Consider the following 25,972-nt stretch of genomic DNA (forward strand, 5'->3'; position numbering starts at 1 on the left):
GCCGCACCGTCGCGACAAGGCCCGGAATTGTCAATCTCGCCGGCGCCGAGCCGGCGTTCATCCGACCGTTTGCGGCCATTTCTGCGGCAGGGCGCACATCATACGGGCACCTGGGAAGCTTCACCCCCTGCATCCTGCGTCAGATTTTTTCTTGGCATTTAAGGAATTGACGTTGTGTGTTCGGCGAAACACACTTGGGCCAATAACGCCGAAGCGTGCTTAAACGCTCTTCGCGAGCCGAGCGGTCCCGCAATCCGTGCGGTCCGCCGGCCAAACCGGCGTTCGGTTGGCTCCTTATGCCGGATCGGATGTCCGAGCCAGAACAGGAAGGAAGTTCAACGATGCGAACCCAAAATATTTTCGTGGGTACGGCACTTACGTTTTGCCTCGCCGCCCCCGCCGTCAGCGCCGATACTTGGCGCTATGCGTTCGAGGAGGCCATGGAGGAGGTCCAGGGAAAGTACGCGCAGAAGTTCAAGGAAGAGGTCGAAGCCAACTCCGACCACGAGGTTCAGCTGTTCCCGTTCGGCACCTTGGGCGAAAGCGCCGACACCATGGAACAGGCCCAAGCCGGCATCCTGCAATTCGTCGACCAGTCGCCCGGCTTCACCGGCGCCCTGATCCCCGAGGCGCAGGTCTTCTTCGTCCCCTACCTGCTGCCGCAGGACCAGGACACGCTGTTCGAGTTCTTCCGCAACTCGGTCGCCATCAACGAGATGTTTCCCGAGCTTTATGCCGAACAGGGGCTGGAGCTGCTGACCATGTTCCCTGAAGGCGAGGTCTGCATGACCACGCAGGAACCCGTACACAGCCCCGAGGACCTCAACGAGGTGAAGTTCCGGGTCATGACCAACCCGCTTCTGGTCGAAAGCTACGAGGCCTTCGGCGCCGTCCCCACCCCCCTGCCGTGGGGAGAGGTCTATGGCGCGCTTCAGACCGGCATCATTCAGGGCCAGGAGAACCCGGGCTTCTTCCTCGAGTCCACCAAGATGTACGAAGTGACCGACGTCATCACCTGCATCGGCCACAATAACTTCACCACCGCGGTGATGGCCAACAAGCAGTTCTATGACGGCCTGCCCGAAGAGGATCAGCAGGTCATCCAGAACGCCACCGACGCGGCGTTCGAATATATCCTGGAATACCAGCAGGGCCTTCAGGAAGAGAGCCTGGACAAAATCCGCGAGGCCAAGCCGGAGATGGAAATCAACATCCTTTCCGAAGAAGAGCGGCAGCCCTTCATGGATACCGCGAGCCAGGTGGAAGAAGAGTTCATCGGCATGGCCGGCGACAGCGGTCAGGAGATCCTCGACCAGATGAAGCAGGACCTCGAAGACGCGCGTCAGGCGACCTCGGGCTAAGCTCTTCACGGCACCGGGCGGGGAATACTCCGCCCGGCACTTCTTTCCAGGAGCGCGCGATTTGACCAGGCCCCCCGATCCTGCCCACGACGAGACCCAGACAACCACCACTGATACGACGGACACCCTTGATGACACCTCGGCGCTGCCGGGCGTGCTGGGTACGATCGACCTCATGGTCGCCCGGATCGAGGCGGTCCTGCTCGCGGCGGGGGTTCTTCTCATGGCGGCGAACACGGTCGCGAATGTCGTCGGGCGCTATGTCTTCGGCTCCAGCATCTTCTTTTCCGAAGAGCTCAACCGGATCCTGATCATCCTGATCACCTTCGCGGGCATCAGCTATGCCGCGCGGCACGGACGGCATATCCGGATGTCGGCGATCTACGACACGTTACCGCCCCGGGGCCGCAAGGTGATGATGATCCTGATCGCCTCGGTCACGGCGCTCTGCATGTTCGGCCTGGCGTGGTACGCGTTCGGCTTCATCCGAACCTCGGCCGGGCAAGGCCGATTGTTGCCTTCGTTGCAGATCCCCGTCTGGTGGACGTTGATCTGGGCGCCGCTCGGCTTCACGCTGACGGGCATCCAGTACGCACTGACCGCCTACAAGAACATCGTCGAGGACGACATCTACCTGTCGACCAACGTTCTGGAAGGCTACGGCACCGACGAAGAGCGGGAGGTCTGAGCGATGGCAGCCACCCTGTTCTCGATCATGATCGTACTGCTCCTTCTGGGCTTTCCGATGATGATCCCGCTTCTGGTCGGCGCCGCTGTCGGGTTCGTCACCATGTTCGGCGGCTTCGGCCAGATGGAGACCATGATCCAGCAGATGATCGCCGGGATCCGGCCCGCATCGCTGATCGCGGTGCCGATGTTCATCTTCGCGGCCGACATCATGACCCGGGGTCAATCCGCCGGCCGCCTGATCGACATGGTGATGGCCTTCGTGGGCCACGTGCGCGGCGGCCTCGCCGTCTCGACCGCCGCGGCCTGCACCATGTTCGGCGCCGTCTCGGGTTCGACCCAGGCTACCGTCGTCGCGGTCGGCTCTCCGCTGAGACCGCGGATGCTGAAGGCCGGGTACAAGGACAGCTTCGTGCTGGCGCTGATCATCAATTCGGCCGACATCGCGTTCCTGATCCCACCTTCCATCGGGATGATCATCTACGGCGTCGTCTCGGGCACCTCCATCGCCGAGCTTTTCATCGCCGGCATCGGCCCGGGCCTGCTGATCCTTGTGCTGTTCTCGATCTACAGCATAATCTACGCCCGGCGTCATGACGTTCCGACCGAGCCAAAATCAAGCTGGGCCGAACGCGGCCGCGCGGTTCAGGGAGCGCTCTGGCCGTTGGGCTTTCCGGCCATCATCATCGGCGGCATCTATGGCGGGATATTCTCGCCCACCGAAGCCGCGGCGGCCTGCGTCCTCTACGCGCTGATCCTCGAAGTGATCGTCTTCCGATCGCTCAGCCTCAAGGGCGTCTACGAGACCGCGAAATCCACCGGCCTGATCACGGCGGTGGTGTTCATCCTGGTCGCGGCCGGCGCGGCCTTCTCCTGGGTGATCTCGTTCGCACAGATCCCGCAGGCGATCCTTTCCGGGATCGGCATTTCCGAGATGGGGCCGATCGCGGTGCTTTTCGTGATCTCGATCGCGTTCTTCATCGGCTGCATGTTCGTCGATCCCATCGTGGTGATCCTGATCCTGGTGCCTATCTTCGCGCCCGTGGTGCAAAGCACGGGCCTCGACCCGGTGCTCGTCGGCACGATCATCACGCTTCAGGTAGCCATCGGGTCGGCCACGCCCCCCTTCGGATGCGACATCTTCACGGCGATCGCGGTCTTCAAACGTCCCTATATCGAGGTCATCCGTGGCACGCCGCCCTTCATCGTCATCCTGCTGGGGGTTGCGGTTGCGCTGATCTACTTCCCGCAGATCGCGCTGTTCCTGCGCGACCTGGCCTTCGCGGGGTAAGTGGCATGAGCATGTTCTCCAATATCCTCGTCGGCTACGACGGTTCCAAGAACGCCGCGCGTGCCGTGGAAAAGGCAGCCGAGATCGCGGCGCTGTGCGACGCCGAGCTCTCGGTGCTGACGATCTTCCGGCACTACAGTATGCTCGAAGCCTCGCTATCCATGGTCAGAGCTTCGGATCCCGGCTCCATCGACGACGCGATGAGCAGTTACGCCAAGGAAACAGCCGAGTTCGGGAAGGCGATGGCACTGGATCATGGCGCGGCGCGGGCCCGTGGCTTCGTCAAATCCGGCCCGCCCGCCCGGACGCTGATCGACTTCGCCGAAAAGCATGACGTCGACCTGATCGTGATTGGCAGCCGCGGCCTCGGCTCGATCGAGAATTACCTGCTTGGCAGCGTGTCGCACAAGGTTTCCGGGCTGGCGAGTTGCCCCGTGCTGGTGGTCTGAGGATGTCATCGCGGATCGAAACACTCGGGGGCGTGCGCCTCGACACGGACGAATCCGTCACGCGGTTGGGGCTTGTGGCTCTTTCCACCGACCTGACCTTCGAACGGGACGCGGCGCGGGTGCTGCCCCACGACGGCATGGCCTTGCACGTCGCCCGGATCGCGTTCCAGAACCCCACGACCCCGGCCAATCTGCGCGCCATGCTTCCCGACCTCAGCCGAACCGCGGACCTTCTGGTGCCCGGGATGAATCTGGCCGCAATCTGCTTTGGGTGCACCTCCGCCGCAATCACATTGGGCGACGCGGTCATCGACGACGCGATGGCAAGCGTGCGCCCGGGGGTTCCGGTGATCACACCGGCGCGTGCCGCCCTTACGGGGTTCGCCGCGCTGCGCGTCCGGCGCATCGTGTTGCTGGCGCCCTATCTGAAAGAGACGACGCGGCCTGTAGCTGAATATTTCACCGCCGCCGGGATGGATGTGGTCCGGACATGCTGCCTCGACATGGCCGACGACCGCGACATCGCCCGGCTTTCGGCCGATACAATTGTTTCCGCCGCCCTGGCCGCCGATACGTCGGAGGCAGAGGCGATGTTCATTTCCTGCACATCCATGCCCGCCCTGGGCGTCATCGCCGAGATCGAGGCGCGGCTGGGAAAGCCGCTGCTGACCTCGAACCAGGCCAGCCTTTGGCAGATGCTTCAAATGGCAGGCTGGCCAATGCCCGACGGGTATGGACGTCTCTCGACTGTGCCACTTGCGACGGCCGGTGCCGCATGAGCCATGTAGGCATCGCTGAAATCGAGGCGGCGCGCGACCGGATCAAGGGCCTCATCCGTCGGACACCGGTCGAGCCATCTGCCTTCCTCACTGAGGCGACAGGGCAGCCGGTGCATTTGAAGTTCGAACATCACCAGTTCACCGGCAGCTTCAAGATGCGGGGCGCCACGAACGCCGTCGAACAGTTGTCCGAAGCAGAACGCGCGCGGGGCGTCACCGGAGCCTCGACCGGCAATCACGGGCGGGCCCTCGCCTTTGCCGCACGGCGCGCCGGGGTGAGGTGCGTGATCTGCATGTCCGCGCTGGTCCCGAAGAACAAGGTCGACGCCATCGCCAGCGAAGGCGCCGAGATCCGTATTGTTGGCCGCAGCCAGGACGACGCCCAGGAAGAGGTCGACCGCCTCGTCCGCGAAGACGGCATGGTGATGGTCCCGCCCTTCGACGATGCACGGGTGATCGCGGGGCAAGGGACGCTGGGGCTGGAGTTGCTGGAAGACGTGCCCGATCTGCAGGTGGCCCTGGTCCAGCTTTCGGGCGGTGGGCTGATCTCGGGCGTGGCCGCCGCGCTGAAGGCGCGCAAACCCGACATCAGGGTGATCGGCATCACAATGACCCGCGGGGCGGCGATGCATGCCAGTCTGGCGGCGGGAAAGCCCGTGGCAGTCGAAGAGCTTCCGACGCTAGCCGACTCGCTCGGTGGCGGGATCGGGCTGGGCAACCGCCATACGTTCCAGATGGTCCGCTCCCTCGTGGACGAGGTCGTGCTGCTCAGCGAGAAAGAGATCGCCGATGGCGTGCGCCATGCGTATCGTCACGAACGGCAGATCGTCGAAGGGGGCGGCGTCGTTGGGATCTCGGCCTTGCTGCACGATCATGTGCGCCCCGACGGGCCTGTCGCCACGATCCTGACCGGTGCCAGCATCGATATGGATTTGCACTATCGCCTGATCTCGGGCGAGCATGTGGATCTGATGCAAGAGGCAGGATAAGCGCGATGCCCCGGATCACCCTGCTGTCGGAGGCCGATCTGAGGGGCCTCGTGACCCTCGACACCGAGATCGTGGACGTGATCGAGGATGCGTTCCGCACCCTCGCGGCGGGGTCGGTCGTGATGCCGCCGATCCTGTCGATGGCCATTGAGCCTGCGAATGGCGAGGTCGACGTGAAGACCGCGTTCGTTCCCGGCCTGCCGGGCTTCGCCATCAAGGTCTCGCCCGGGTTCTTCGACAATCCCAAGATCGGCCTTCCCTCGACCTCTGGCCTGATGATGCTGCTGTCAGCCCGGACTGGTCAGGTCGAAGCGCTGCTGCTCGACAACGGGTATCTGACAGATATCAGGACCGCCGCCGCAGGGGCCGTCGCCGCGCGCCACCTGGCCCGCCCGGATGCGCAGACCGCCGCCATCCTCGGGGCCGGGATGCAGGCGCACCTGCAACTGACCGCCCTCTGCCTCGTTCGCCCGATTCAGCGCGCCACGATCTGGGCGCGCGATCTGTCGAAGGCCGAGGCCGCGGCGCAACAGCTTTCCGACGCCCTCGGGATCGAGGTCGGCGCGACTGCGGATGCAGAAGCCGCCGTCATGGCTGCCGATGTGATCGTGACGACCACGCCCTCGACGACACCGATCCTGCACGCAGACTGGTTGCGCCCGGGGCAGCACGTAACCGCCATGGGATCGGATCAGCACGGCAAGTCCGAGCTCGACCCCGAATGCCTGTCGCGCGCCGACCTCTACGTGCCCGACCGCCTGTCCCAGACCCGCACCCTGGGCGAGCTGCACGCGGCCATTGCCGCCGGACTTATCCCCGCGGACCGGGCCTATCCCGAACTGGGCGACATCATCGCCGGCACATCGCCCGGACGTCGCTCGGATGAGCAGATCACCATCGCAGACCTGACCGGGACCGGCGTTCAGGACACGGCGATCGCAAACCACGCAGTCCGCCGCGCCCGCGACGCAAGGGCCGGCACCCTTTTCGAAAGCTAGATCATGGCGATTATCGACACCTTCCGCTTTACCGATGCCGAATACGAAAACCGCTTGGCCCGCACCCGCGCCGCGATGGAGAAAGCGGGCATCGACGTTCTCATCACCTCGGACCCGTCGAACATGGCGTGGCTGACCGGCTATGACGGCTGGTCTTTCTACGTCCACCAGGCGGTGATCATCGGCCCTACGGGCGAGCCTGTGTGGTTCGGCCGCGAACAGGACGCACAAGGCGCAATTCGGACCACCTACATGGCCGAAGCCGACATGATCAGCTATCCGGACTACTTCGTACAGTCCACCGAACGGCACCCGATGGACTACCTTGCCGCCAAGCTGACCGAACGCGCCTGGCATACCGGCCGGATCGGCGTGGAGATGGACAATTACTGGTTCTCGGCCCGCGGCTACCGTGCGCTGTCGGATGGCCTCGCGAACGAGCTGGTCGACATCACCGGCCTCGTGAACTGGCAACGCGGGATCAAGTCCGAAGCCGAACTGAACCATATGCGCAAGGCCGCCCGCATCGTCGAACGGATGCACGCCCGCATCGCCGAAAAGGTCGAGCCGGGGATGCGGAAATGCGATCTTGTCGCCGACATCTATGACGCCGCCCTGCGCTATGACGAGGACTGGGGCTTCGGCGGCGATTATCCCGCCATCGTGCCGCTGCTGCCCTCGGGCACCGACGCCGCAGCGCCCCATTTGACTTGGGACGACAAGCCGATGAAGACCGGCGAAGGCACCTTCTTCGAGATCGCCGGCTGCTTCCGCCGCTATCACTGCCCGCTGTCGCGCACGATCTTTCTGGGCAAGCCGACGCAACAGTTTCTGGACGCCGAGAAAGCCGTGCTGGAAGGGATGGAAATGGGGCTCGAGGCCGCGCGGGCCGGGAATACCTGCGAGGATATTGCCAACGCCTTCTTCGACGTTCTGCGCAAGTGGGGCATCACCAAGAACAATCGCACCGGCTACCCGATCGGACTCAGCTATCCGCCTGATTGGGGCGAACGCACCTGCTCGCTTCGCCCCGGAGACAAGACGGTCTTGCAGCCCGGCATGACCTTCCATTTCATGACCGGCCTGTGGCTGGACAATTTCGGGTTCGAGATCACCGAGAGCATCGCTATCACAGACGGCGCCCCGGAGTGCTTCGCCGACGTTCCCCGGAAGTTACTCGTAAAGAGCTGATTCCGAACCGCCTGTCTTCGTGAAACCCTCATGGTCCGGTAAGCGCGCGCGCCGGGCCATTTACACGACCGTCGCCGGTCATCAGGCATTCGCCCCACCCTTCCATCGCCTGCACACCCCCGCAACCGCGCCGAAAACCGAGCGGCCTTCCAGAATCCCGACCATACCGGCGGCGGACATCTGCTGGGCCAGCCGCACCGTAAAAGGCGGTTGCGCGTCGGAGGGGCACGGAATTATGGACATGCGTTGCTTCGAAAGGGCCGCCCCATGCCATCCTCCGATTCCAATGTGCCGCGCGGCCTTGCATACGCCATCGGAGCATATGGCATCTGGGGGCTGTGCCTGCCGCTGTACATGAAGGCCCTGTCGCATGTCTCAGCGCTGGAAATCGTCGGGCACAGGGTGATCTGGGCAATCCCATGCGGGATCCTTCTGCTTTGGTGGCAAGGGATCCTGCGAAATTTCGGCCGGCATCTGCGCGATCCGCGAACGGTGGCGCTGGCTTCGCTGACCGCGGCGCTGATCTCGATCAACTGGGGGGTCTACGTGTATGCGATCATCTCGGGGCAGGCCCTGGCAGCGGCGCTGGGATACTACATCAATCCGTTGGTCAACGTCGTGCTCGGGGCGGTCTTCCTGGCTGAACGGCCGAACCGGACCCAGGGCATCGCGATCGCGCTTGCCGTGGTTGGCGTCGCGATCATGACGGCGAAAGCCGGCAGCCTGCCCTGGATATCGCTCGTACTGGCCGGGTCATTCGGGACCTACGGACTGCTCCGCAAGGTCGTGCCCGTGGGCGCGACCGAAGGGTTCACGCTCGAGGTGCTGATACTGGCCATTCCCGCGTTTGCGCTCTTGCTCCTCCTGCCGGAAGGCGGGCCGTTCCAGCATACAAGCTGGGACATGCTGCTGCTGATCGGGGCAGGCCCGCTGACGGCAGCCCCCCTCATCCTCTATGCGGCGGGGGCGCGGCTTTTGCATTACGCGACCATCGGCATCCTGCAATACATCGTGCCCACCCTTATCTTCCTCACGGCGGTCTTCCTGTTCGGAGAGCCCTTTGGCGCGTGGCAATTGATCGGATTTGCTTTCATCTGGTCCGCGCTGGCGGTGTATTCGTGGTCCTTGTTCGGAAGCGCGCGGGCCCGTCGGCGGACCACAGCGCGCCCCGCGCAATGATCAAGTCGCGATCGCGGCCGACCCAAAGTCGGGGGACACCGTTCTTGCGACGATGAGAAGGACCTCGATCAGGGCCCGCCCCTGATCGCTGCCGGGTCTTGACCTAGCGTTCCGTCCGGGTGGCCCAGACCAGACCCCGACGCAGGATCTCGCGGCCTGCCGGCTCCGACAGCTCCTTCGAGTCATGCCCAAGACTGGAATAAAAGACGCGTCCCGTTCCGAAGGTCCGGGTCCAGACCACAGGCATCGTCGTGCCCGCAGTCTCCGGCGCGTGCTCGCCCGTGAACGTGGTCGTGGCCAGGACCTCGTTGCCCGGATCAACATGCATGAAGTATTGCTCTGAGTGGTAGTCGAAACTGTCGATGCCGTTCATGATCGGATGGTCGGGGCGCGTGACCTCGATGCGGTAATCGATGAAGTCGCCCGGGTGTGCGACCCACTGGCCGCCCACCATGAACTGATAGGCCGGCGCGTCGCGAAACGCATCGCCCATTCCGCCATGAAATCCGCCCAGCCCCACGCCACCCCGAACTGCGGCGCACAGGCGGTCGACGCCTTCCTTGTCCGAGGCGACCTGAGTGACCATTGGAACGATCAGCGCATAACGGTCCAGATCCTCCGATTGCAGGATATCGGCCCCCTCGACCGAGGTGACTTCCATTCCCTCTGCCCGGAGGATGTCCGAGACGATACTGGCGCAGGCCTCGGGGTCGTGACCCTTCCACCCGCCCCAGAAAATAAGCGCGCGTGCGTCACTCATGTCAGTTCTCTTTCCAGTATCTGCGGCCTGATACAGTCGCTAGTGATTGGGATGGTTCGCCGCGCCTCGGCGGCGCGATGCAGGGCGTCGATGACCTCAAGGACGTGAAGCGCCAAAGCGCCGCTGGCCCGATGATCGCGATCCTTGCCGATCGCCTCGGCCATGTCGGCCAACCCGATCCCGCGCCAATTATCGGCGCCGTAGGCCCGATCCGAAGCTGCCATGACGCTGCCATCGCCGAAACCGACCTCGCCATCGAAACGATTGGGGTCGGGCAATCGCATGGAGCCGTCGGTGCCATAGATTTCCAACGGGCTGTGCCAATGCGCCTGCACATCGAAGCTCATCGCCATCTGCACCAATGCACCCTGCTCGAAGGCCAGAAGACCCAGCAGATGAGTGTCGACCTCCACCGAGACGCTCTCGCCCGCGCGATCCCCGGTTGCAATACGTCGCTCGGTGCGGGGTCGGGTTGCAAGGGAGGCGACCTCGCGCACGGGGCCAAGCAGATTGATCAGCGCAGTCAGGTAATAGGGTCCCATATCCATCAGGGCCCCGCCGCCGGGGTCGCTGTAGTAGAAATCCGGAGAGGGATGCCAACGCTCATGACCGGCGACCATCATCGTCGCGCTGCCACCAATGGCGCGTCCGATCCGCCCGGAATCAAGTGCCGCGCGGGCGGTCTGGTGCCCCCCGCCCATGAATGTGTCGGGCGCACACCCGATCCGAAGCCCACGATCCGCGGCCATCTGCGTCAGGTCCTGCGCCTCGGCAAGGGTCGCCGAAAGGGGCTTTTCCAGGTAAAGGTGCTTGCCCGCCTCCAACACCTTTCGCCCGACCGGCGCATGGGCCGCCGGGATCGTCAGATTGACGACGATGTCGATGTCCTCCCGGGCCAGCAGGTCATCCACGGACAGCGCAGGCACCTGCCTCGCCTTCCCGACCGCCTTCGCGACGGAGGGCTTCGCATCGGCCACCGCGCGCAGATCAAGGCCCGGCAACCGCGCGACGTTGTCGAGGTAGATACCGCTGATGACACCGCAGCCGACGATACCTACCCCGGTCATACGTCGGTCCGTTCGATGCGGCGTCCATCCTCGTCGAAGTGATGCTGACGCTCAGGGTCGGCGCGCAGCTTGAGCCGATCACCGTCCTTCAAACGGATGTGGCCGGGAAGCCGAACGGTCATCTCGCCGACATCCTCGACGCGGACATAGGCGATGGTGTCCGACCCCAGCGTCTCGACCACGCGGGCCTTCGTGTCCCACCCGTCGTTCTCCGTGACCTCCAGATCCTCGGGGCGGATGCCGACCGTGGCGATGTCCGGTCGGCCAAGCGCTTTGCCCGGTAACAGGTTCATCTTCGGCGACCCGATGAACCCCGCCACGAAGACGGAGGCGGGCGTGTCATAGAGGTCCATGGGCGATCCGATCTGTTCGATCCGGCCCTTGTTCATCACGACGATCTGGTCGGCCAGCGTCATAGCCTCTACTTGGTCGTGGGTCACGTAGATCATCGTGGAATCGATGGAATGGTGCAGCTCGGCCAGTTCCACGCGCATCTGCGTCCTCAGCGCTGCGTCAAGGTTCGACAGGGGCTCGTCGAACAGGAACACCTTTGGGTTGCGGACGATCGACCGCCCGATCGCCACGCGCTGGCGTTGCCCGCCCGAAAGCTCGGACGGCTTCCGGTCCAGATAATCCTCAAGCGCGAGGATCCTCGCCGCCTCGGCCAGACGCTTCTCACGCTCTTCGGTCGGCATGTTCGAGATACGCAGACCGAAATCGATATTCCGGGCCACGGACATGTGCGGATAAAGCGCGTAGGACTGGAACACCATCGAGATGCCCCGCTTCGACGGCTCGTCATCGGTCACGTCGTCGCCCCCGATGCGGATCGTGCCGCTGGTGGGGCGTTCCAGCCCGGCGATCAGCCGCAACAGCGTGGATTTTCCGCAGCCCGATGGTCCTACAAGCACGGTGAAGGACTTGTCCGGCACGGTCAGCGAAATGTCCGGGATGACCGTGAGTTTCCCGAAGGACTTGGTCACGTTTTCGAGGCGAACTTCAGCCATTCCGGGCCTCATAGGTAAACGACAGGAAATCGGCGGGGCGGCCGCGCCCCGAGGTATCGTGGGCGCACATACCAATGAATGCGCCGGTGAAATTGTTGCCCGGACCGTTCCCGGCCTCGTCCGAGATCGCGGACTGGTCGAGAGTCACGCCGGCGTCGATCCAGTTGCCATCCCCGACGGCATAGCGAAACCGCAATTCGGACCCGTCGACGTCGCAACCCAGGCGGATACCGCCTTCCGGCGGCAGCGGAACTGGCTTGATCGGATATTCGATCGCGGCGTCGGGCCAGTCGGCGGCACAGCTGTAGATCGTCAGATTGCGTTCCCCCGCCTCGTCGGCGGTCACGGCCAGATAATGGAACTTGTTGCGCCCGTACCAGGCGATCAGCCCGGCGAAATGCTGATAGTCATCCGGGGTCATCTCAAGCTCGGTCTCGGCGGTATAGGCCAGCGCATCCTGCCGGCGTGCGACCAGCGCGTGTTCGAACTGCGAGCCGGGGCTTTCGCGACCGAACAACCGCAGGACACCGGGTCGCTCGGTGACCGAAAACAGGCGGTCGCAATGGGGGTTGCGCAGCCACTGAAATTCGGGGGGCAGGCCGCCCTCGAACGTGCGGCGGGCGGGGATGATGGGAACCGGCGCCTCGGCCAGGTCCGGGCCATCGATCTCGGCGGCGGGGGCGTTGCCGCCATGCGCAAGGCGGGGGAACTCGCCCTCGTCCCAGATCAGCCGCTGGATCGCCGTCTCGCGCCCCAGCGGCGAGCGGCGCACGTCGTCAGCATGGATCCCCGCACCAGTCACCGCGGTGCGCGTCTCGGGCAGCGGGCGCGAGCAGAGATGAACCATGAAGTGCTCACCCGTCTGGGTCTCGACGATATCGGCATGGCCGGCGCGCTGGAGCAGGTGGTCGGGACCAGTGTCCTTGGCCGTCAGCACATGCTTGGCGGGGTCGGTCTCGTAGGGGCCGAACAGGTCGCGTGAGCGCGCCATCGTCACAGCGTGGTCATAGCCCGTGCCACCCTCAGCCGTCAGCAGGTAGTACCACCCGTCGCGCCGATAGAGGTGCGGACCCTCGACCAGCTTGTGGTCCGTGCCGCGATAGATGTTGTGCACTTCGCCCACCAAGCGGCCTTGACTGACCGAATATTCCTGCATCACGATCCCGCCGAACCGGTCGCCGCCTTCATGATTGTGGTTCCAGATCATGTTCATCAGCCACTTGCGCCCGTCTTCGCCGTGGAACAGCGATGGATCGAACCCCGAGGAGTTCAGGTAGACCGGATCGGACCACGGTCCTTCGATCGCGGGCGCGGTGACAAGATAGTTGTGGCTGTCTTTCCACGCCCCGTCGCGGCGCTTCACATCCGTATAGATCAGCCAGAACTGACCGTCGGCATAGGTCAGACACGGGGCCCAGACCCCACCCGAGTCCGGGTCGCCCCTCAGGTCGAGCTGTGCGGCGCGGTCGAGGGGCCGCACCGCCAGCGACCAGTTCTTCAGATCGCGAGAGTGGTGGATCTGGACGCCCGGATACCATTCGAAGGTGGATGTCGCGATGTAGTAATCCTTGCCCACACGGACGATGGACGGATCGGGATTGAAGCCGGGCAGGATCGGATTGGTAATCTTCAAGGGTCAGCCTTTCACGGCGCCACCGGTTAGACCGGCAACAATGTATTTCTGGGCGGCAAGGAAGAAGACGACAGCGGGCACCAGCGACAGCGTCACGAAGGCCAGGGTCTGGTTCCACTGGGTCACGTATTCGCCGCGGTACTGCATCATCCCCAACGGCCAGGTGAACACTTCGCGCGAGTTCAGCACCACGAGCGGCAGAAGGAAATTGTTCCAGCTTTGCACGAAGACGAATACGCCCACTGTGGCCAGGATCGGTGTCGAGAGCGGCAGAGTGAACATGATGAAAAAGCGGACGTAGCCGCACCCGTCGATATAGGCAGCCTCGAACAGTTCCTTCGGCAGCTGCGCGAAGAAGGTGCGGAACAGAAGGATGGCAAGGCTGAGGCCGAAGGCCGTCTGGGGAAGAATGACGGCCCAATAGGTGTCGAGCAGGCCGATGTCGCGGATCTTGATGAACAGCGGCAGGATCGCGGTGGCAAAGGGGAACATCAGCCCGAGCAGCAGATAGGAGAACAGGAAGTTCGAGCCGAAGAACTTGATCTGCGCGAAGACATAGGCGGCCGCCGACCCGACAATCAGCGTCAGGATCACCGCCGCGGACGAGATCAGCATCGAGTTGCCGAGATAGCGCCAGAACGCCGGATCGCTCAGGATCGCGCCGTAGAACTCGATATTGAACGCCTCCGGCACGGCGAAGGCGGCGGTGCGGATTTCGGCGTTGGTCTTGAACCCGCCCATCACGGTCGCCCAGAGGGGGGCAAGCACGAAGCTGGCCACGATCACCAGAAGAGTAAGCCGCGCGACGTTGCGCCAGACATGCGGACCGGTCATGCCGTCCCTTTCTTCATGAAGATACGCTGATAGAACACAGCCACCAGCACGGCGACGATGAACAGCACCACGCCGACCGCGCTGCCATAGCCGATACGCAGACGCGTCAGCCCGAACTCGTAGAGATAGGTGACGATGGTGTGGGTCTGGTTCGACGGGCCGCCATTCGTCAGAGGGATGATGACGTCGAACACCTGTAACGCGCCGATGATGGCGAAGAAGGCGCTGACTGCGATGGCAGGTTTGATGTGCGGAACCTGTACGTGGCGCACGATCTGGGGGCGGCTGGCTCCTTCGATCTGCGCGGCCTCGATCTGGTCATCCGGCACGCCTTGCAGGGCGGCGATGTAGATCATCATGTGGAAGCCGAAATACTTCCAGACGATCACGACCATGACCGCGTAAAAGGCCAGTTCGCGGTCGGCGAGGACGAAGAACCGTTCGATCCCGAGGGTCGTGGCGATGGACGCCGTGACGCCGTAATTGCCGTCGAACACGAAGCTCCAGATCAGGCCGGCCGCGACTTCGGCCATGATGTAGGGGACAAAGAAGATCAGCCGGAAGACCGCGTTGGTCGGCGTCTTGCGGTAGATCAGCAGCGCCAGAAGCAGCGCCAAGGGCATCTGGATCAGCAAGGAGATCAGGATGATCTTCACCGTGTTCCAGACCGCGATCGAAAACACCGAGTGCCCGAACATCTGCTCGAAATTCCGCAAGCCGACGAAGTCCTGCGGGGCACCATAGCCGTTCCAGTCATAGAAGGCATAAAGGCCAGACTCGCCCAGGGGCAGGATCACGAAAAGGGTAAACAGGATCAGCGCCGGCGGAAGCAGGATCAGGCCCGCAGTCAGACGCCCGTTCGTCGCGGCACGTCGCACACGGTCAGAGAATGCCTGCCGGCGATCCGGCGGCAGCGTAGTGTCGGACATCGAATCTCCTCCCCGGAGTCGCGTGGGGCGCGCCCCGGTCGGGGCGCGCCGAATGGTTCAGCGGAAGTCCCAAGCCTCCTGGACCCGCGCGGCCGCTTCCTCAGGCGTCGTGGCCCCCGCGATCAGGTCCGCCGACACGTCGTTGACGGTCGCACCGACCGAAGCCCCGAGGAACTGATCGAGGAAGATCTGGTGGTAGTCGGACTCTGAGATATCCTGCGCCACCTGCTGGAAGAACGCGTTGGGAAGCGCCTCGTCGGCCCCTTCGACGATCGGGATGAAGATCCCGCGCTCGGCCACCGTTTCCTGGTTTTCGCGATTCAACATGAAGGTCAGGAAATCGACCGCAGCGTCCGAGGCATCGGCCGTGACCGCCCAGCCGTTGATCCCGCCAAGGGTCGCGCCATCGCCACCTTCGGTCACCGGATCGGATATCGTCGGAAACGCCATGATCGCAAGCTGTTCGTCCGACAACCCAACCCCGTCAGTGGCCCGGCCGCGCATCGGAAGGTAGTCCCAGTCGCCCATCAGGTGGAACGCGCCTTGGCCGTCGGCGAACATGCCCGACGCGGTCTCGTAGGTCGTGCCCATCACGCCGGGCTGGAACGGCTCGAGCGCAACGAGCTCTTCCAGATCCCGGCCCGCGGCGACGAACGCTTCGTTCTCGAAGCCGCCTCCCTCGCCCGACATGGCCGTGGTCACGACATCGGGCCCCCCTTCACGAAGGGCAAGATAGCTCCAGTAGAAGTGCACCGGCCATTTGTCCTGGCCGCCCGCGACGATCGGCGTAATTCCGGCGTCTTTCAGGGTCTGGACTGCTTGCAGAAAATCGTCCCACGTCTCGATAGATTCGTGATCGACGCCTGCTTCTTCGGTCAGGTCGGTGTTGACCCAGAAAACAACCTCGGTCGCGTAGAGCGGAAGACCGACCAGTGAATCGTCCACGGTGTAAGCATTCAGCGCAGCGTCGGGGAAAGAAGCCAGCATTTCTTCACCGACCACATCGCCGATCGGACGAAGGAAGCCGGCCTCTGCCTGCTCGCGCAGGGTTTCGCCGCCCCATGAATAGAAGATGTCGGGCCGTGCATTCGACTGAAGCAGCGTGGGCAGCTTCGATTTGTAAGCCTCATTGGCGATGTATTCGAACACGACGTCCACGTCAGAATTCTGGGCCTCATAGGCCTCTTCGACCTCCGCATAGAACGCCTGTTCCTCGTCGCTCGGCTGCACGCGGAGGATATTGACCTCCGTTTGCTGGGCGTAGGCCGCCCCGGCGCCCAAGGTCACGGCAAGCGCGGTGGTTGCATACAGTTTCATCGAATCTCCTCCCATGTTTGGCGGCTTTATGCCCGCCTGAACTCTGACTAACGTACCTCATTTTTTGACGGGGGAAAGGGGGACCTTCGGTAAGGCTCAACTAAAAAAGGAAGCCGGACGCCCGATCCGGATGCGGGTTCAGGGAAGATTGTCGCGGAGAAAGATCTCGATCCCGACGCAATTCTCTTCCTTGTGGAACGGTTTGCCCTGCGACATCGAGAGTAGCGTGCGAACCGCCGAACGCGCCTCGCGGGCGGGATCCTGGCGAATGACCGCATCGATCGTCCCCGCAAGCAACCAGCGCCGGGAATGTTCGGTCAGTTCATGGACCACGACGGGAGGGACATCCTCGAGCTTTCGCAAAGCGGCGACGACCCCGCGATTGCCAGCGCCCAAGCTGTAAATTCCGACTACGTCGTCCGTCGATTGCAACAGAGCGCTCAGGCCCGCCTCCGCCCTTTCCGCATCGTCCAGCGCTTCGATCGGAGGCAAGGCCTCGAGGTGAGGGAAATCTTCGGCCAATACCTGACGGAAACCGGAGTAGCGCGCCGCATGATCTTGCATCATCATCGCCCCCGCAACCACGGCGATCTTGCCCCGGGCCGCGCCACAAAACCGGCCAAGAAGCCGACCCGCCGTTCGTCCGGCCCAGATATTGTCGATGCCAATGAAATGCGTCCGCAGTTCCGCAGGTAAATCTGACACCAGCGTGACGACCGGCAAGTTCCCGTGCCGCAACCGTTTCACGGCGTCCCTGACCTCGGGGGAATCCACCGCCACGAAGGCCACACCGTCGAAACTGCCCGGCTGCATGGCGTCAAGTTCCCGGCACAGCGCACCTCCGTCGAATGGCGGCACGACCTGAACCACAACATCGATCCCGTCGGCAGCCAGGGGACGGGCGTAGCAAACAACTTCCTCCTCGAGGTTCCGCATGAAGCTGTTGGCGCCGCTGGGCAGAAGAAACAGAAAGCGTAGCCTGCGCTTTCGGGACAGGTTCGCGGCCGCGCTGTTTCGCACATATCCCAGGGTCCGAACGGCTTCCTCGACTTTCTCCCGGGTTGCCGGACGGACACAGTTTCGACCATTCAGGACACGGTCTACGGTTGAAAGACTAACATTCGCGACGCGCGCAACGTCGTGGATGGTTGATCGTGTCATTCGAACCTCATTGACCAACCTACAGCATAGAAGAGGTTTCTTGCACAGATGGGTTCGGGTGCGCAAACCGAACCGCCGTGGCGCGGAAAACCGTTCGTTCGGCGTCGGGCAAGGTTATCGCACGCTCGGCCCCCTGAGGGTCATAAGCGCCCAGCTTCCAAGCCGCAGAAAACCGCTTTGGCATAGATGGTCGTCTGGCGATGCACCTGCTCTGCAATCGACCGACTGGCTCTCGCGCACCGACTCGCAAGTCCGGGCCGCCGGGGTGCTTGCTTCCCCATCAGATGTTGCGCCGTCCACTGGGAACCTCTCCAAAGATAATGTCAATCCGCTGGCTTAGTACTGCGTCACCTTACGATCGGCCCTGAATACCCTCAGAGCTGCCCCCTTCTCGATCACCTTGTTCTTTGCGAGAATCTGCCGGCTTTAGGATCCATCGCTCGGACCGCAGATCGCGACATCTTTGCATCGAGTCCTCCGAACGGCTGGCGATTGTATAGGTCGATCCACCCGCCGGCACGCTGGGTGTCCTATTTGATAACGCGCTCGCGGAAACCGGCATCGGTCTGTTCAAGACCGAGGTCATGAAACAGCTCGGGCCCCGGAAAACCATTCAGGAGGTTGAATGGAAGCCCTTCCACCCGTTGGATTCGTACAACGAGTATCGGCCCTTGAGTTCGACAGGCTGCATCCCGCCGGTAGGGGCTGAGCGACGGCATCTTGAACAGCCCAAGCTCAGCGACAAGGTGGCATGACCCGTTGAACGAAACGCTCTCCGGGCAAGCCGGGGCAGTTTTGACCGTCAGGCGGCGCTGCCCGATCACGCCACTCCAATGGCGCAGCGCGCGGGATTTTTCGGTTCAGCAGAGAGCGCCAACCATAAACGCCATCCGTTCGCATATGGGCAAGGTGGGGCCGTCAGGGCGAAGGTACTCATGGGGTTTACCGTCTGCTCGAAGCGGCCCGCAATGTACCCTGCGGAGTGTTTGGCCTCCGGCGTGTTGGCATGCCAGGCACACGACACACAGGCTCTAGCGCGTTCCGCGCGGATCGGCGAAATGCGGGGCGAAGTTGAGCTGGCACGCTGGCTGGCAACGGTGCCCGGGGCGGACGCAACCTCGTCCGGCCGTTTACCGCCACTACGCCCGACATGGCCGCCTTTCGCGGCGCGTGCGACGACGCGGCCTAGCTCGGACTGACGCCGCGGGCCCATTCTGGCGCGGGAAAGTAAGACTTGAGCGGATATCCACGGTGGGCAAACGGTATCTGCGCAAGCTACTTTATCCTGCCGCCATGATTGGCCGATTTCACGCCATTCGTGAAGACGCTGAAAGGCGACTACGGCCTTGTGGCAACAGGCAGAGTCCCCGAATTGATCGCCGGGTGGTTCGAGGGCTTTAACAACAGCCACCCGCAGTCACGGTTGAAGATTTGTTCGCCACACAAGTTCGTCGCAGACCAAACCACAACCGCCTGAGTATTTTCCAAAACGAACGGAGGGAGGGACCAAGCGCCCGGGGCGACCGCATCCGCATCTGGTGTGGGAGTACCGTCGACCTCGAGAATGCGCCCGCTGACCGCCATCGAGATGCCGAGGATCAGGGCTGGTAGGACGTATTCCTGCTGCCATTCTACACATCCGGCCGCTGTCGATGAGGAACGGGATCGCCTGCGGCCAGTCCCTATGAGTGAGCTCGATCTCCTTCATTGCGACATTAAGATGGCGCAAACGCCCGTCCATCACCTTTTCAGCCGCGCGCCTTCTGATTGCGCATCGCGGGCGATGCCCACCCCGCCCAGTTCTCTTGAAACAGCGCTGTTTGATCGCGTGGGCCCTGGTGCGGTCCTTAATCTGCCGCGGCGTGGGAGGTCTCGGCCTCGGCGGGCTGGAGGATCGCCGACAGGGCGCGACGCAATTCGCCCTCGGGGTTGTCTGCCATCTCGGGGGCACGGAAGCAGACATGCTGGTCGGGGCGGGTCATCACCGCGCCGGTGTCGGTGGTCTCGCGCAGGCGCGCCCAATCGCCAAGATGATCCTCGATCGCGCGGCGCGGCCCGATCATGTGGGTGTCTATGGCGATTCCCATGTCACGGGCGACCGCTTTGGCCGCCTCTGCCCAGGCTTCGCCGCCGATGCCGGTGAAGATCGACCAGCGCCCCTTGCCTGCAAGGTCGAGCGTGGAGACACGGGTACCGTCCGCCGCGAACAGCCAGCAATGCGGCAGGCGCGCGCCGGGCCAAGTGGTCGGCTGGTAATGCAGTTCGGCGTCTCGCTCGAAGCCGGGGTCGGGCTGGCCGTCGCGGACCAGTGCTTCGCTGTCATAGCGCTGGTTCATCTCAACGCCGTGACAGTCGAATTCGTATTTCTTGAACGCGATGGCCTTCCGCAACGCGGCGCGCTGGGCTTCGGCAGCTGGACCGTCCTCGCCGCGTTTCTCCATGTTCTCCTGCATCACTTCCGGATCGGTGCTGTCGGTCAGACCCAGTGCCTCAAAGATAGGGCCGAATTCACCGATGGACTGGTTGGCGCGGGTGACGATCTGCTTGGCGACGGGTGCGCGTTCTGCTGAATAGCTGTTCAGCAAGCCCGGCCCTGCCGCGCCCTTGAGGACATGCGCGAGTTTCCACGCGAGGTTGTAGGCGTCCTGGATCGAGGTGTTCGAGCCGAGCCCGTTCGATGGCGGATGCCTGTGCGCCGCGTCGCCCATAATGAAGACCCGGTCGGTCTGCATATGGGTCGCGTACATGTTGTTGACGGTCCACGTGTTGGCCGAAAGAAGCTCAATCTCAAGCTCGGGGTCCCCGACGAGCTGCCGCGCGACTTCGGTGGCCAGCTCGGGCGTCACTTCGGGGGCAGGCTCGTTGATGTCGTAGCCCCAGACGATCAACCATTCATTCCAGGGCCGAACCATGCGCACGAGACCCATGCCGATGCCGCCGACATTCGCCCCGGGCTGCATGACCCAGTAGAGGACCGAAGGGCGATGCGCGACGAAGCGCGTGAGATCCGCGCGGAACAGGATGTTCATCGAGCCGCCGACGCCCATCTGCCCCTCGAAAGGCAGGCCGCATGTCTCAGCCACGGCAGAATTGCCACCATCCGCGCCGACGAGGTATTTCGAGCGGACTTCGAACTCGCGGCCTGTCAGGCGGTCGCGGCAGGTTGTGGTGACGCCCGTCTCATCCTCGACATGGCCTAGATACTCGGTCTGCATCCGCGCCTGAGTGCCGCGCGAACAGGCGGTCTTGAACAGAAGCGGCTCCATGTAGGTCTGCGGCAGGTCGTTCATCTGACACGGCGATGATCGCAGGTGCTCGGCCCGGCTTTCGGGGTTGTTGCCCCAGGACAGCATCCGTCCGAGTTCTTCGCCTGCGAGGCTTTCGCAGAAGACGTTGTTCCCGATCAGGTCGCCCTCGGTGGCGTGCATATAGGCCTCGGCCTCGACTTCGGGGCCCAGGTCGCGCAGCACCTCCATGGTGCGCTGGTTCGTGATATGCGCGCGCGGCGTGTTGGCCAGCCAACGGTAGCGGTTGATCGCGACGTTCTCGATCCCATAGCTCGAAAGAAGCGCCGCCGCGGCACCGCCGGCCGGGCCAGTTCCGACAATCAGAACATCCGTTTCGATCTCAGCCATCGCTGTTCTCCTCGATTGTTGCGCGGCGCTCCAAGCGCCTTTGGATCGGGAACAAACGCAGGCCGGTCCGGTCCGACAATAGCCCCCACAGCCCGCCCGGTGCGAAGAGCATCACCACGATGCCCAGTCCGCCCAGCACCATCAGGTACCATGATCCGAAATCCGCCAGCAGCGTCTGAAGCCCGAAAAAGATCAGGACGCCAAGGATCGGGCCCTCGATCGTACCGATGCCGCCGATCACGACGATGAAGATCACGAAGGCGGTCCAGTCGATCACCGAGAACGCACTGTCGGGGCTGATGCGGCCGTTTTGCAGGAAGATCAGGCCACCCGCGATGCCGGTGCCAAAGGCCGCGACGAGGAAGACCACCCATTTCATCCTCTCGGAATCCACACCTACCGAGCGCGCCGCTTCGACGTTGTCACGCAACGCGGCGAGGGCAAGCCCGCGCTTGGTGCGCAGGAACCAGTAGATACCGCCGATCGTCGCCACGGCCAGCAAGAGCGCCAGCCAGTAGGCCAGGATATCGCGCGCGGCCGAGGACCGTGTATCGAACGCGATTTCGATCCACTCGGCGCCCCACATGGCGTCGCGCGCATCGCGCGGCAGGGACGTTCCGGTGCCGCCGCCGACTGCTTTCCACTGGGCCACGCTGAGCCGGACGACCTCGGCCACGACCCATGTGCCGATGGCGAAGTATGCGCCCTGCAATCGGAACGCGAAGAACGCGGTGGGCACGGCGATGATCAGCGCCGCCACCCCCGCGAGAAGCAGCCCGGCGATGGGGTTCAGCCCCCACAGGATCGCGCCACCAAACAGCGAATACGCCCCGAAACCTACGAAGGCCTGCTGCCCGACGCTTACCAGCCCGCCATATCCGGCCAGAAGGTTCCAGTACTGCGCCAGCGTCAGCATGGTCAGGATGAAGAACAGATCCTGGATCAGCGACCGCGACGCGAAGGCCGGTAGCAGGATCGCGACGATCAGAAGGACCAGCGCAAAGGCAGCCGCGATCTGCGAGGCGCGGGTGCGCGTGGTGACGGTATACCCGGCCATCAGTCGAACGCCCTGGGAAACAGGCCACGCGGGCGCACCAGCAGCACGACCAGAAAGGCCACATGGCCCGCGAGGATTTGCCACTCGGGGTTGATTTTCGCGCCCACCGTCTGGGCCACGCCAATGATGATGCCCCCCGCCAGCGTCCCCCAAAGCGACCCGAGCCCCCCGATGATCACCGCCTCGAAGGCATAGATCAGGCGTGCGGGGCCCGTGGTCGGATCGAAATTCGCCCGTGTCCCCAGATACAGCGCCGCGATGGTTACGACAACCATGGCGATGCCCGTGGCCATCGCAAAGACCGAAGCCGGTTTCACACCCATGAGGCTGGCCGTCACTGGATCGTCGGACGTCGCGCGAAACGCCCGTCCCAGCGCGGTGCGGTAGAACACGAATTGCAACGCCAGCGTCACGAGGATGGCTGACCCAAACGTCAATAGCGGCATGACCCCCAGCGAGATCGGCCCCACAGGCACGGACGCGGTCTCCAACCAGCCCGCCGGAATGCGCCGACTGTCTGCGGAGAACCCCTCCTGCAGCGCATTCTGCAAAACGACCGAAAGGCCGAAGGTGACCAGAAGCGGCGGCAGGATATCTGGCCCCAGCACACGGTTCAGGACAAGCCGTTGCAGCACCCATCCGACGGCGAACATTACCGGCAGCGCGATCAGCGCCGCGACGAACGGGCCGAGTCCCAGAAGGGTTACCAGCATGAGGATCAGGTAAGCAGCCAGAACGATCAGATCGCCATGGGCAAGGTTCACCAGCCGCATGATCCCGAAGACCAGGCTCAGACCCAACGCGAAAAGCGCGTAGAGCCCCCCGAGCAGCACGCCCTGCAGAACGGTATCGACCCAGATCATGCCGCGGCCCCGAAATAGGCGTCGTGAATGGCTTCGCGGCTTAGGTCGCTCGGGCGCCCCGACAGCGTCACCCGCCCCTCCATCATGCAATAAACCCGGTCGGCCACCTTCATCGCCTGGCCCACATCCTGCTCGACCACCACGACGCTCGCGCCGGTTTCGCGGATCTGCGGGAAGGCTGCGTAGATGTCCTTGATCACCACCGGAGCGAGGCCAAGGCTGATCTCGTCGCAGAGCAGCACGCGCGGGTTCGACATCAGCGCCCGCCCGATCGAGACCATCTGCTGCTGTCCGCCCGACAGCGCCGTACCGGGCTGATGCCGCCGCTCCTTCAGGATCGGGAACAACCCATAGACAGTGTCCAGCGACCACGGGCCCGCAACCTTGCGGCGGTGACAGCCCATCATCAGGTTCTCCTCCACCGACAGTGAAGGAAAGAGCTTGCGGCCCTCGGGCACCACTGCGATCCCGAGGGCCATGATCTCGTCGGGCGGCAAGGCCCCGATCTCTCGCCCGTCGAACCGAACCATGCCCGGCGCCTGTGTGATCACGCCCGAGATTGATCGCATCAACGTCGTTTTTCCCGCGCCGTTGGCCCCGATCACGGCTACGGTTTCCCCCTCCGACAAGGTGATATCGACACCGAACAACGCCTGAAAATCACCATAGAAGCCGGTCAGATCGCGGGTTTCCAGAAGTGACATCAAACCTCGATCCCCAGATAGATTTCACGCACCTCACGGCTGGCCATGATTTCGTCCGGCTCGCCAATGCCGATGATCCGCCCGAAATCCAGCACCAGCAGCCGCTCCACCACGCGATTGAGCGCGTGCAGCACATGCTCGATCCAGATGATCGTCACTCCCTCGGCATGGATCGCGCGGATCGTGTCGACCAAGGCCACACATTCGCCCTCGGTCAGGCCGCCGGCGATTTCGTCGAGGAGCAGCAGCTTCGGCCGCGTCGCCATCGCCCGTGCCAGCTCCAGCCGCTTGCGCTGAAGCAGGGTCAGCGTGCCCGATGCGCGGTTGGCGACCTTGATCAGCTCCGTTCGCTCCAGCACCGCGGCGCAATCCTGTTCCACCTCGTGCTCCGACCGGCCGCGCCCGTGGGTGGCGGAGACCAGCAGATTCTCGAACACCGTCAACCGGTCGAAGGGTTGTGGAATCTGGAACGACCGCCCAATCCCAGACAGGCAGCGCTGCATGGGTGGCACCCGGGTCACGTCGCGGCCGTCATACGAGATATGCCCCGAATCCGGCGCGAGGTTGCCGGTGATCAGGTTGAACAGCGTCGACTTGCCCGCGCCATTGGGCCCGATGATCCCGAGCGCTTGGCCCCGCGGCACTTCGAAGGTCACGTCGTCGGTCACGGTCAGGGCGCCAAAGCTCTTGCTGACGTTCTGAAGCGACAGGATCGCAGACATACCAAAGTTTCCCCCCAAAATGTGGCCCGCCCGAAATCATTCCGGGCGGGCGGACAGCCTCAGCTCAGCGGCTGCATCTCGCCTTGCGTGGGGATGTCGGGCGCCGTCTCGTTGTCCACCACGACCAGCTCGAACGTCCCGTCGTCGCCCCGCCGCCATTGCCCCCCGACAAGCGGCGTCTTGCACACGTTCTGTGCTGCGAAATCCGGCACGCCCGCGCCGTTCCACTCCACATGCCCGACGATGGTGTCGAGGTTCGTTGCCGCGATGGCCTCCGCCAATTGATCCCACTCCGTCGGATCCTCCGCGCGCTGCACCACGTCCGCGGCCACCTCGAAGAGCGAATGGATGAAGCCGATCGGCTGCGTCCAGGGCCGCCCCGTCGACTCGGTGAAGGCGTCCGCCAGTTCCCTGCAACCCTGACCGGTGAGCGACGAGGTGAACGGGTGGTTCGCCGACCACCAAACCTCGGAGCTGAGATTGTGCCCCGCTTCTCCCAGCGTCTCTACCGATTGCGGGAACAGGATCGCCTTGGCCACCGTGATGGCCTTCGGGTTGAAGCCTTGCTGGCTGGCCTGATTTCGGAACGTGGTGAAGTCCGGCGGGATCACCACGCCAGTCACAATATCCGCGTTGGCCTGCTTGAACGCATTGATCTGCGCGGTGAAATCGTCGGTGAGGTTCTGATAGCGCCCCGGATCGACGGTCTCGTAGCCATCCTGTGCGAAGCCCGGCGCCACGCCGGTGTTCGGATCGCCCCAGGCATTGCCGTCCGCGTCGTTGGGGAAAAGCCCCGCCACCACCTTGTTGGTATCAAGCTGGTTCCACATGTTGGTGAAGACGGCGATGACGTCCTCCAGCCCCCAGAAGTAGTGGAACGCATATTCGAAGGGGCGCCAGCTGCCCGGATCACCGGGATTGCCCTGCTGGCCGATGAACCAAGGCTGCCACGGCGCCATGGTCGAGATCGTGGGGATGCCCTCGCTCTCGGCCACCGTCGTGACCGGGTTCGTCGTTTCCGGCGTCGAGGCCACCAGCATCAGGTGGATCTCGTCGTCGATGATCGCCTCCTGCGCCACGTCGGCGGCGCGGTTCGGGTTGGACTGGCTGTCCTTGACGATCACTTCGACATTGAGGCCCTGTTCGGACGCGATGCGGTTGAACGTGTCGATGGTAAACGCATCGGCTTCTGCGAACCCCGCAAGGGGGCCGGTCTGCGGACTGACATAGCCGATGCGCACCGGCGCGTTCTGGGCGATGGCCGGAGCGGCCAACCCGCTCGCGGACGTCACCAGCCCCGTGGCGGCGGCGGATTTCAGCAGGCGTCTTCTGGTCAACATGTCTCTACTCCTCCCAAAG

23 protein-coding genes and 1 pseudogene are annotated in these 25,972 nt (G+C 63.6%); 9 read left to right on the plus strand and 15 right to left on the minus strand.

What is annotated here, in order from left to right; all coding sequences use genetic code 11:
- The first annotated feature begins 341 nt into the window (after nucleotides 1-341).
- From PAA8504_RS09715 to rarD, 9 genes are all read left to right on the plus strand, one after another.
- A complete protein-coding gene (locus PAA8504_RS09715; protein WP_108893965.1) occupies nucleotides 342-1,361 on the plus strand; it encodes a TRAP transporter substrate-binding protein in 1,020 nt (339 codons plus the stop codon).
- Nucleotides 1,362-1,422: 61 nt separating this feature from the next.
- Nucleotides 1,423-2,049: a TRAP transporter small permease gene (locus PAA8504_RS09720; protein ID WP_370739684.1), complete on the plus strand. Its 627-nt coding sequence runs from the start codon at nucleotides 1,423-1,425 to the stop codon at nucleotides 2,047-2,049.
- A 3-nt stretch (nucleotides 2,050-2,052) separates the two neighbouring features.
- Nucleotides 2,053-3,339 carry a TRAP transporter large permease gene (locus tag PAA8504_RS09725; RefSeq protein WP_108893966.1) on the plus strand — a complete coding sequence of 429 codons (1,287 nt, stop codon included), beginning with the start codon at nucleotides 2,053-2,055 and terminating at the stop codon, nucleotides 3,337-3,339.
- A 5-nt stretch (nucleotides 3,340-3,344) separates the two neighbouring features.
- On the plus strand, nucleotides 3,345-3,788 hold the full coding sequence (locus PAA8504_RS09730) for a universal stress protein (RefSeq protein WP_306419527.1): 444 nt from the start codon (nucleotides 3,345-3,347) through the stop codon (nucleotides 3,786-3,788).
- Nucleotides 3,789-3,790: 2 nt separating this feature from the next.
- A complete protein-coding gene (locus tag PAA8504_RS09735; protein ID WP_108893967.1) occupies nucleotides 3,791-4,567 on the plus strand; it encodes an aspartate racemase/maleate isomerase family protein in 777 nt (258 codons plus the stop codon).
- Nucleotides 4,564-5,556 (plus strand): hydroxyectoine utilization dehydratase EutB, encoded by a 993-nt coding sequence (eutB, locus tag PAA8504_RS09740; RefSeq protein ID WP_108893968.1) that lies wholly within the window; start codon nucleotides 4,564-4,566, stop codon nucleotides 5,554-5,556. The genes PAA8504_RS09735 and eutB overlap by 4 nt, the downstream gene beginning before the upstream one ends.
- 5 nt (nucleotides 5,557-5,561) lie before the next feature.
- A complete protein-coding gene (gene eutC / locus PAA8504_RS09745; protein ID WP_108893969.1) occupies nucleotides 5,562-6,554 on the plus strand; it encodes an ectoine utilization protein EutC in 993 nt (330 codons plus the stop codon).
- Nucleotides 6,555-6,557: 3 nt separating this feature from the next.
- The gene (doeA, locus tag PAA8504_RS09750; protein ID WP_108893970.1) at nucleotides 6,558-7,745 is read left to right on the plus strand and encodes an ectoine hydrolase DoeA; all 1,188 of its coding nucleotides are present in this window, start codon (nucleotides 6,558-6,560) and stop codon (nucleotides 7,743-7,745) included.
- 267 nt (nucleotides 7,746-8,012) lie between these two features.
- Nucleotides 8,013-8,924, plus strand: coding sequence for an EamA family transporter RarD (rarD, locus tag PAA8504_RS09755; RefSeq protein ID WP_108893971.1), 912 nt, complete (start codon nucleotides 8,013-8,015; stop codon nucleotides 8,922-8,924).
- A gap of 103 nt (nucleotides 8,925-9,027) precedes the next feature.
- Here the strand turns inward: rarD and PAA8504_RS09760 are convergent, their stop codons facing one another.
- The 15 genes and pseudogenes from PAA8504_RS09760 to PAA8504_RS09830 form a co-directional block, all read right to left on the minus strand.
- A complete protein-coding gene (locus tag PAA8504_RS09760; protein WP_108893972.1) occupies nucleotides 9,028-9,684 on the minus strand; it encodes a ThuA domain-containing protein in 657 nt (218 codons plus the stop codon).
- Nucleotides 9,681-10,751: a Gfo/Idh/MocA family protein gene (locus PAA8504_RS09765; RefSeq protein WP_108893973.1), complete on the minus strand. Its 1,071-nt coding sequence runs from the start codon at nucleotides 10,749-10,751 to the stop codon at nucleotides 9,681-9,683. Before PAA8504_RS09765 ends, PAA8504_RS09760 begins: the two co-directional genes overlap by 4 nt.
- Nucleotides 10,748-11,245, minus strand: a complete 498-nt coding sequence (locus PAA8504_RS22945; RefSeq protein ID WP_442417779.1) for a TOBE domain-containing protein — start codon at nucleotides 11,243-11,245, stop codon at nucleotides 10,748-10,750. Before PAA8504_RS22945 ends, PAA8504_RS09765 begins: the two co-directional genes overlap by 4 nt.
- 90 nt (nucleotides 11,246-11,335) lie before the next feature.
- Nucleotides 11,336-11,665, minus strand: a pseudogene (locus PAA8504_RS22950) (ABC transporter ATP-binding protein); the annotation flags it as partial.
- A gap of 85 nt (nucleotides 11,666-11,750) precedes the next feature.
- The gene (locus tag PAA8504_RS09775; RefSeq protein ID WP_108893975.1) at nucleotides 11,751-13,391 is read right to left on the minus strand and encodes a glycoside hydrolase family 43 protein; all 1,641 of its coding nucleotides are present in this window, start codon (nucleotides 13,389-13,391) and stop codon (nucleotides 11,751-11,753) included.
- Nucleotides 13,392-13,394: 3 nt separating this feature from the next.
- Nucleotides 13,395-14,225 (minus strand): carbohydrate ABC transporter permease, encoded by an 831-nt coding sequence (locus tag PAA8504_RS09780; RefSeq protein ID WP_108893976.1) that lies wholly within the window; start codon nucleotides 14,223-14,225, stop codon nucleotides 13,395-13,397.
- On the minus strand, nucleotides 14,222-15,154 hold the full coding sequence (locus PAA8504_RS09785; protein ID WP_108893977.1) for a carbohydrate ABC transporter permease: 933 nt from the start codon (nucleotides 15,152-15,154) through the stop codon (nucleotides 14,222-14,224). The genes PAA8504_RS09780 and PAA8504_RS09785 overlap by 4 nt, the downstream gene beginning before the upstream one ends.
- Before the next feature lie 57 nt (nucleotides 15,155-15,211).
- Nucleotides 15,212-16,471, minus strand: a complete 1,260-nt coding sequence (locus PAA8504_RS09790; RefSeq protein ID WP_219928911.1) for an ABC transporter substrate-binding protein — start codon at nucleotides 16,469-16,471, stop codon at nucleotides 15,212-15,214.
- Nucleotides 16,472-16,609: 138 nt separating this feature from the next.
- Entirely contained in the window at nucleotides 16,610-17,632 is a 1,023-nt protein-coding gene (locus PAA8504_RS09795; RefSeq protein WP_108893979.1) for a LacI family DNA-binding transcriptional regulator, read from the minus strand.
- Nucleotides 17,633-19,479: 1,847 nt separating this feature from the next.
- Nucleotides 19,480-21,267 (minus strand): FAD-dependent oxidoreductase, encoded by a 1,788-nt coding sequence (locus PAA8504_RS09805; RefSeq protein WP_108893981.1) that lies wholly within the window; start codon nucleotides 21,265-21,267, stop codon nucleotides 19,480-19,482.
- Nucleotides 21,260-22,324, minus strand: coding sequence for a branched-chain amino acid ABC transporter permease (locus PAA8504_RS09810; RefSeq protein WP_108893982.1), 1,065 nt, complete (start codon nucleotides 22,322-22,324; stop codon nucleotides 21,260-21,262). Before PAA8504_RS09810 ends, PAA8504_RS09805 begins: the two co-directional genes overlap by 8 nt.
- Entirely contained in the window at nucleotides 22,324-23,187 is an 864-nt protein-coding gene (locus tag PAA8504_RS09815) for a branched-chain amino acid ABC transporter permease (protein WP_108893983.1), read from the minus strand. Before PAA8504_RS09815 ends, PAA8504_RS09810 begins: the two co-directional genes overlap by 1 nt.
- Entirely contained in the window at nucleotides 23,184-23,891 is a 708-nt protein-coding gene (locus tag PAA8504_RS09820) for an ABC transporter ATP-binding protein (RefSeq protein ID WP_108893984.1), read from the minus strand. Before PAA8504_RS09820 ends, PAA8504_RS09815 begins: the two co-directional genes overlap by 4 nt.
- Nucleotides 23,891-24,613, minus strand: coding sequence for an ABC transporter ATP-binding protein (locus tag PAA8504_RS09825; protein ID WP_108893985.1), 723 nt, complete (start codon nucleotides 24,611-24,613; stop codon nucleotides 23,891-23,893). The genes PAA8504_RS09820 and PAA8504_RS09825 overlap by 1 nt, the downstream gene beginning before the upstream one ends.
- 59 nt (nucleotides 24,614-24,672) lie before the next feature.
- Entirely contained in the window at nucleotides 24,673-25,953 is a 1,281-nt protein-coding gene (locus PAA8504_RS09830; protein WP_108893986.1) for an ABC transporter substrate-binding protein, read from the minus strand.
- Nucleotides 25,954-25,972 lie beyond the last annotated feature (19 nt).

The organism is Palleronia abyssalis, from assembly GCF_900302445.1.
Lineage (GTDB): Bacteria > Pseudomonadota > Alphaproteobacteria > Rhodobacterales > Rhodobacteraceae > Palleronia > Palleronia abyssalis.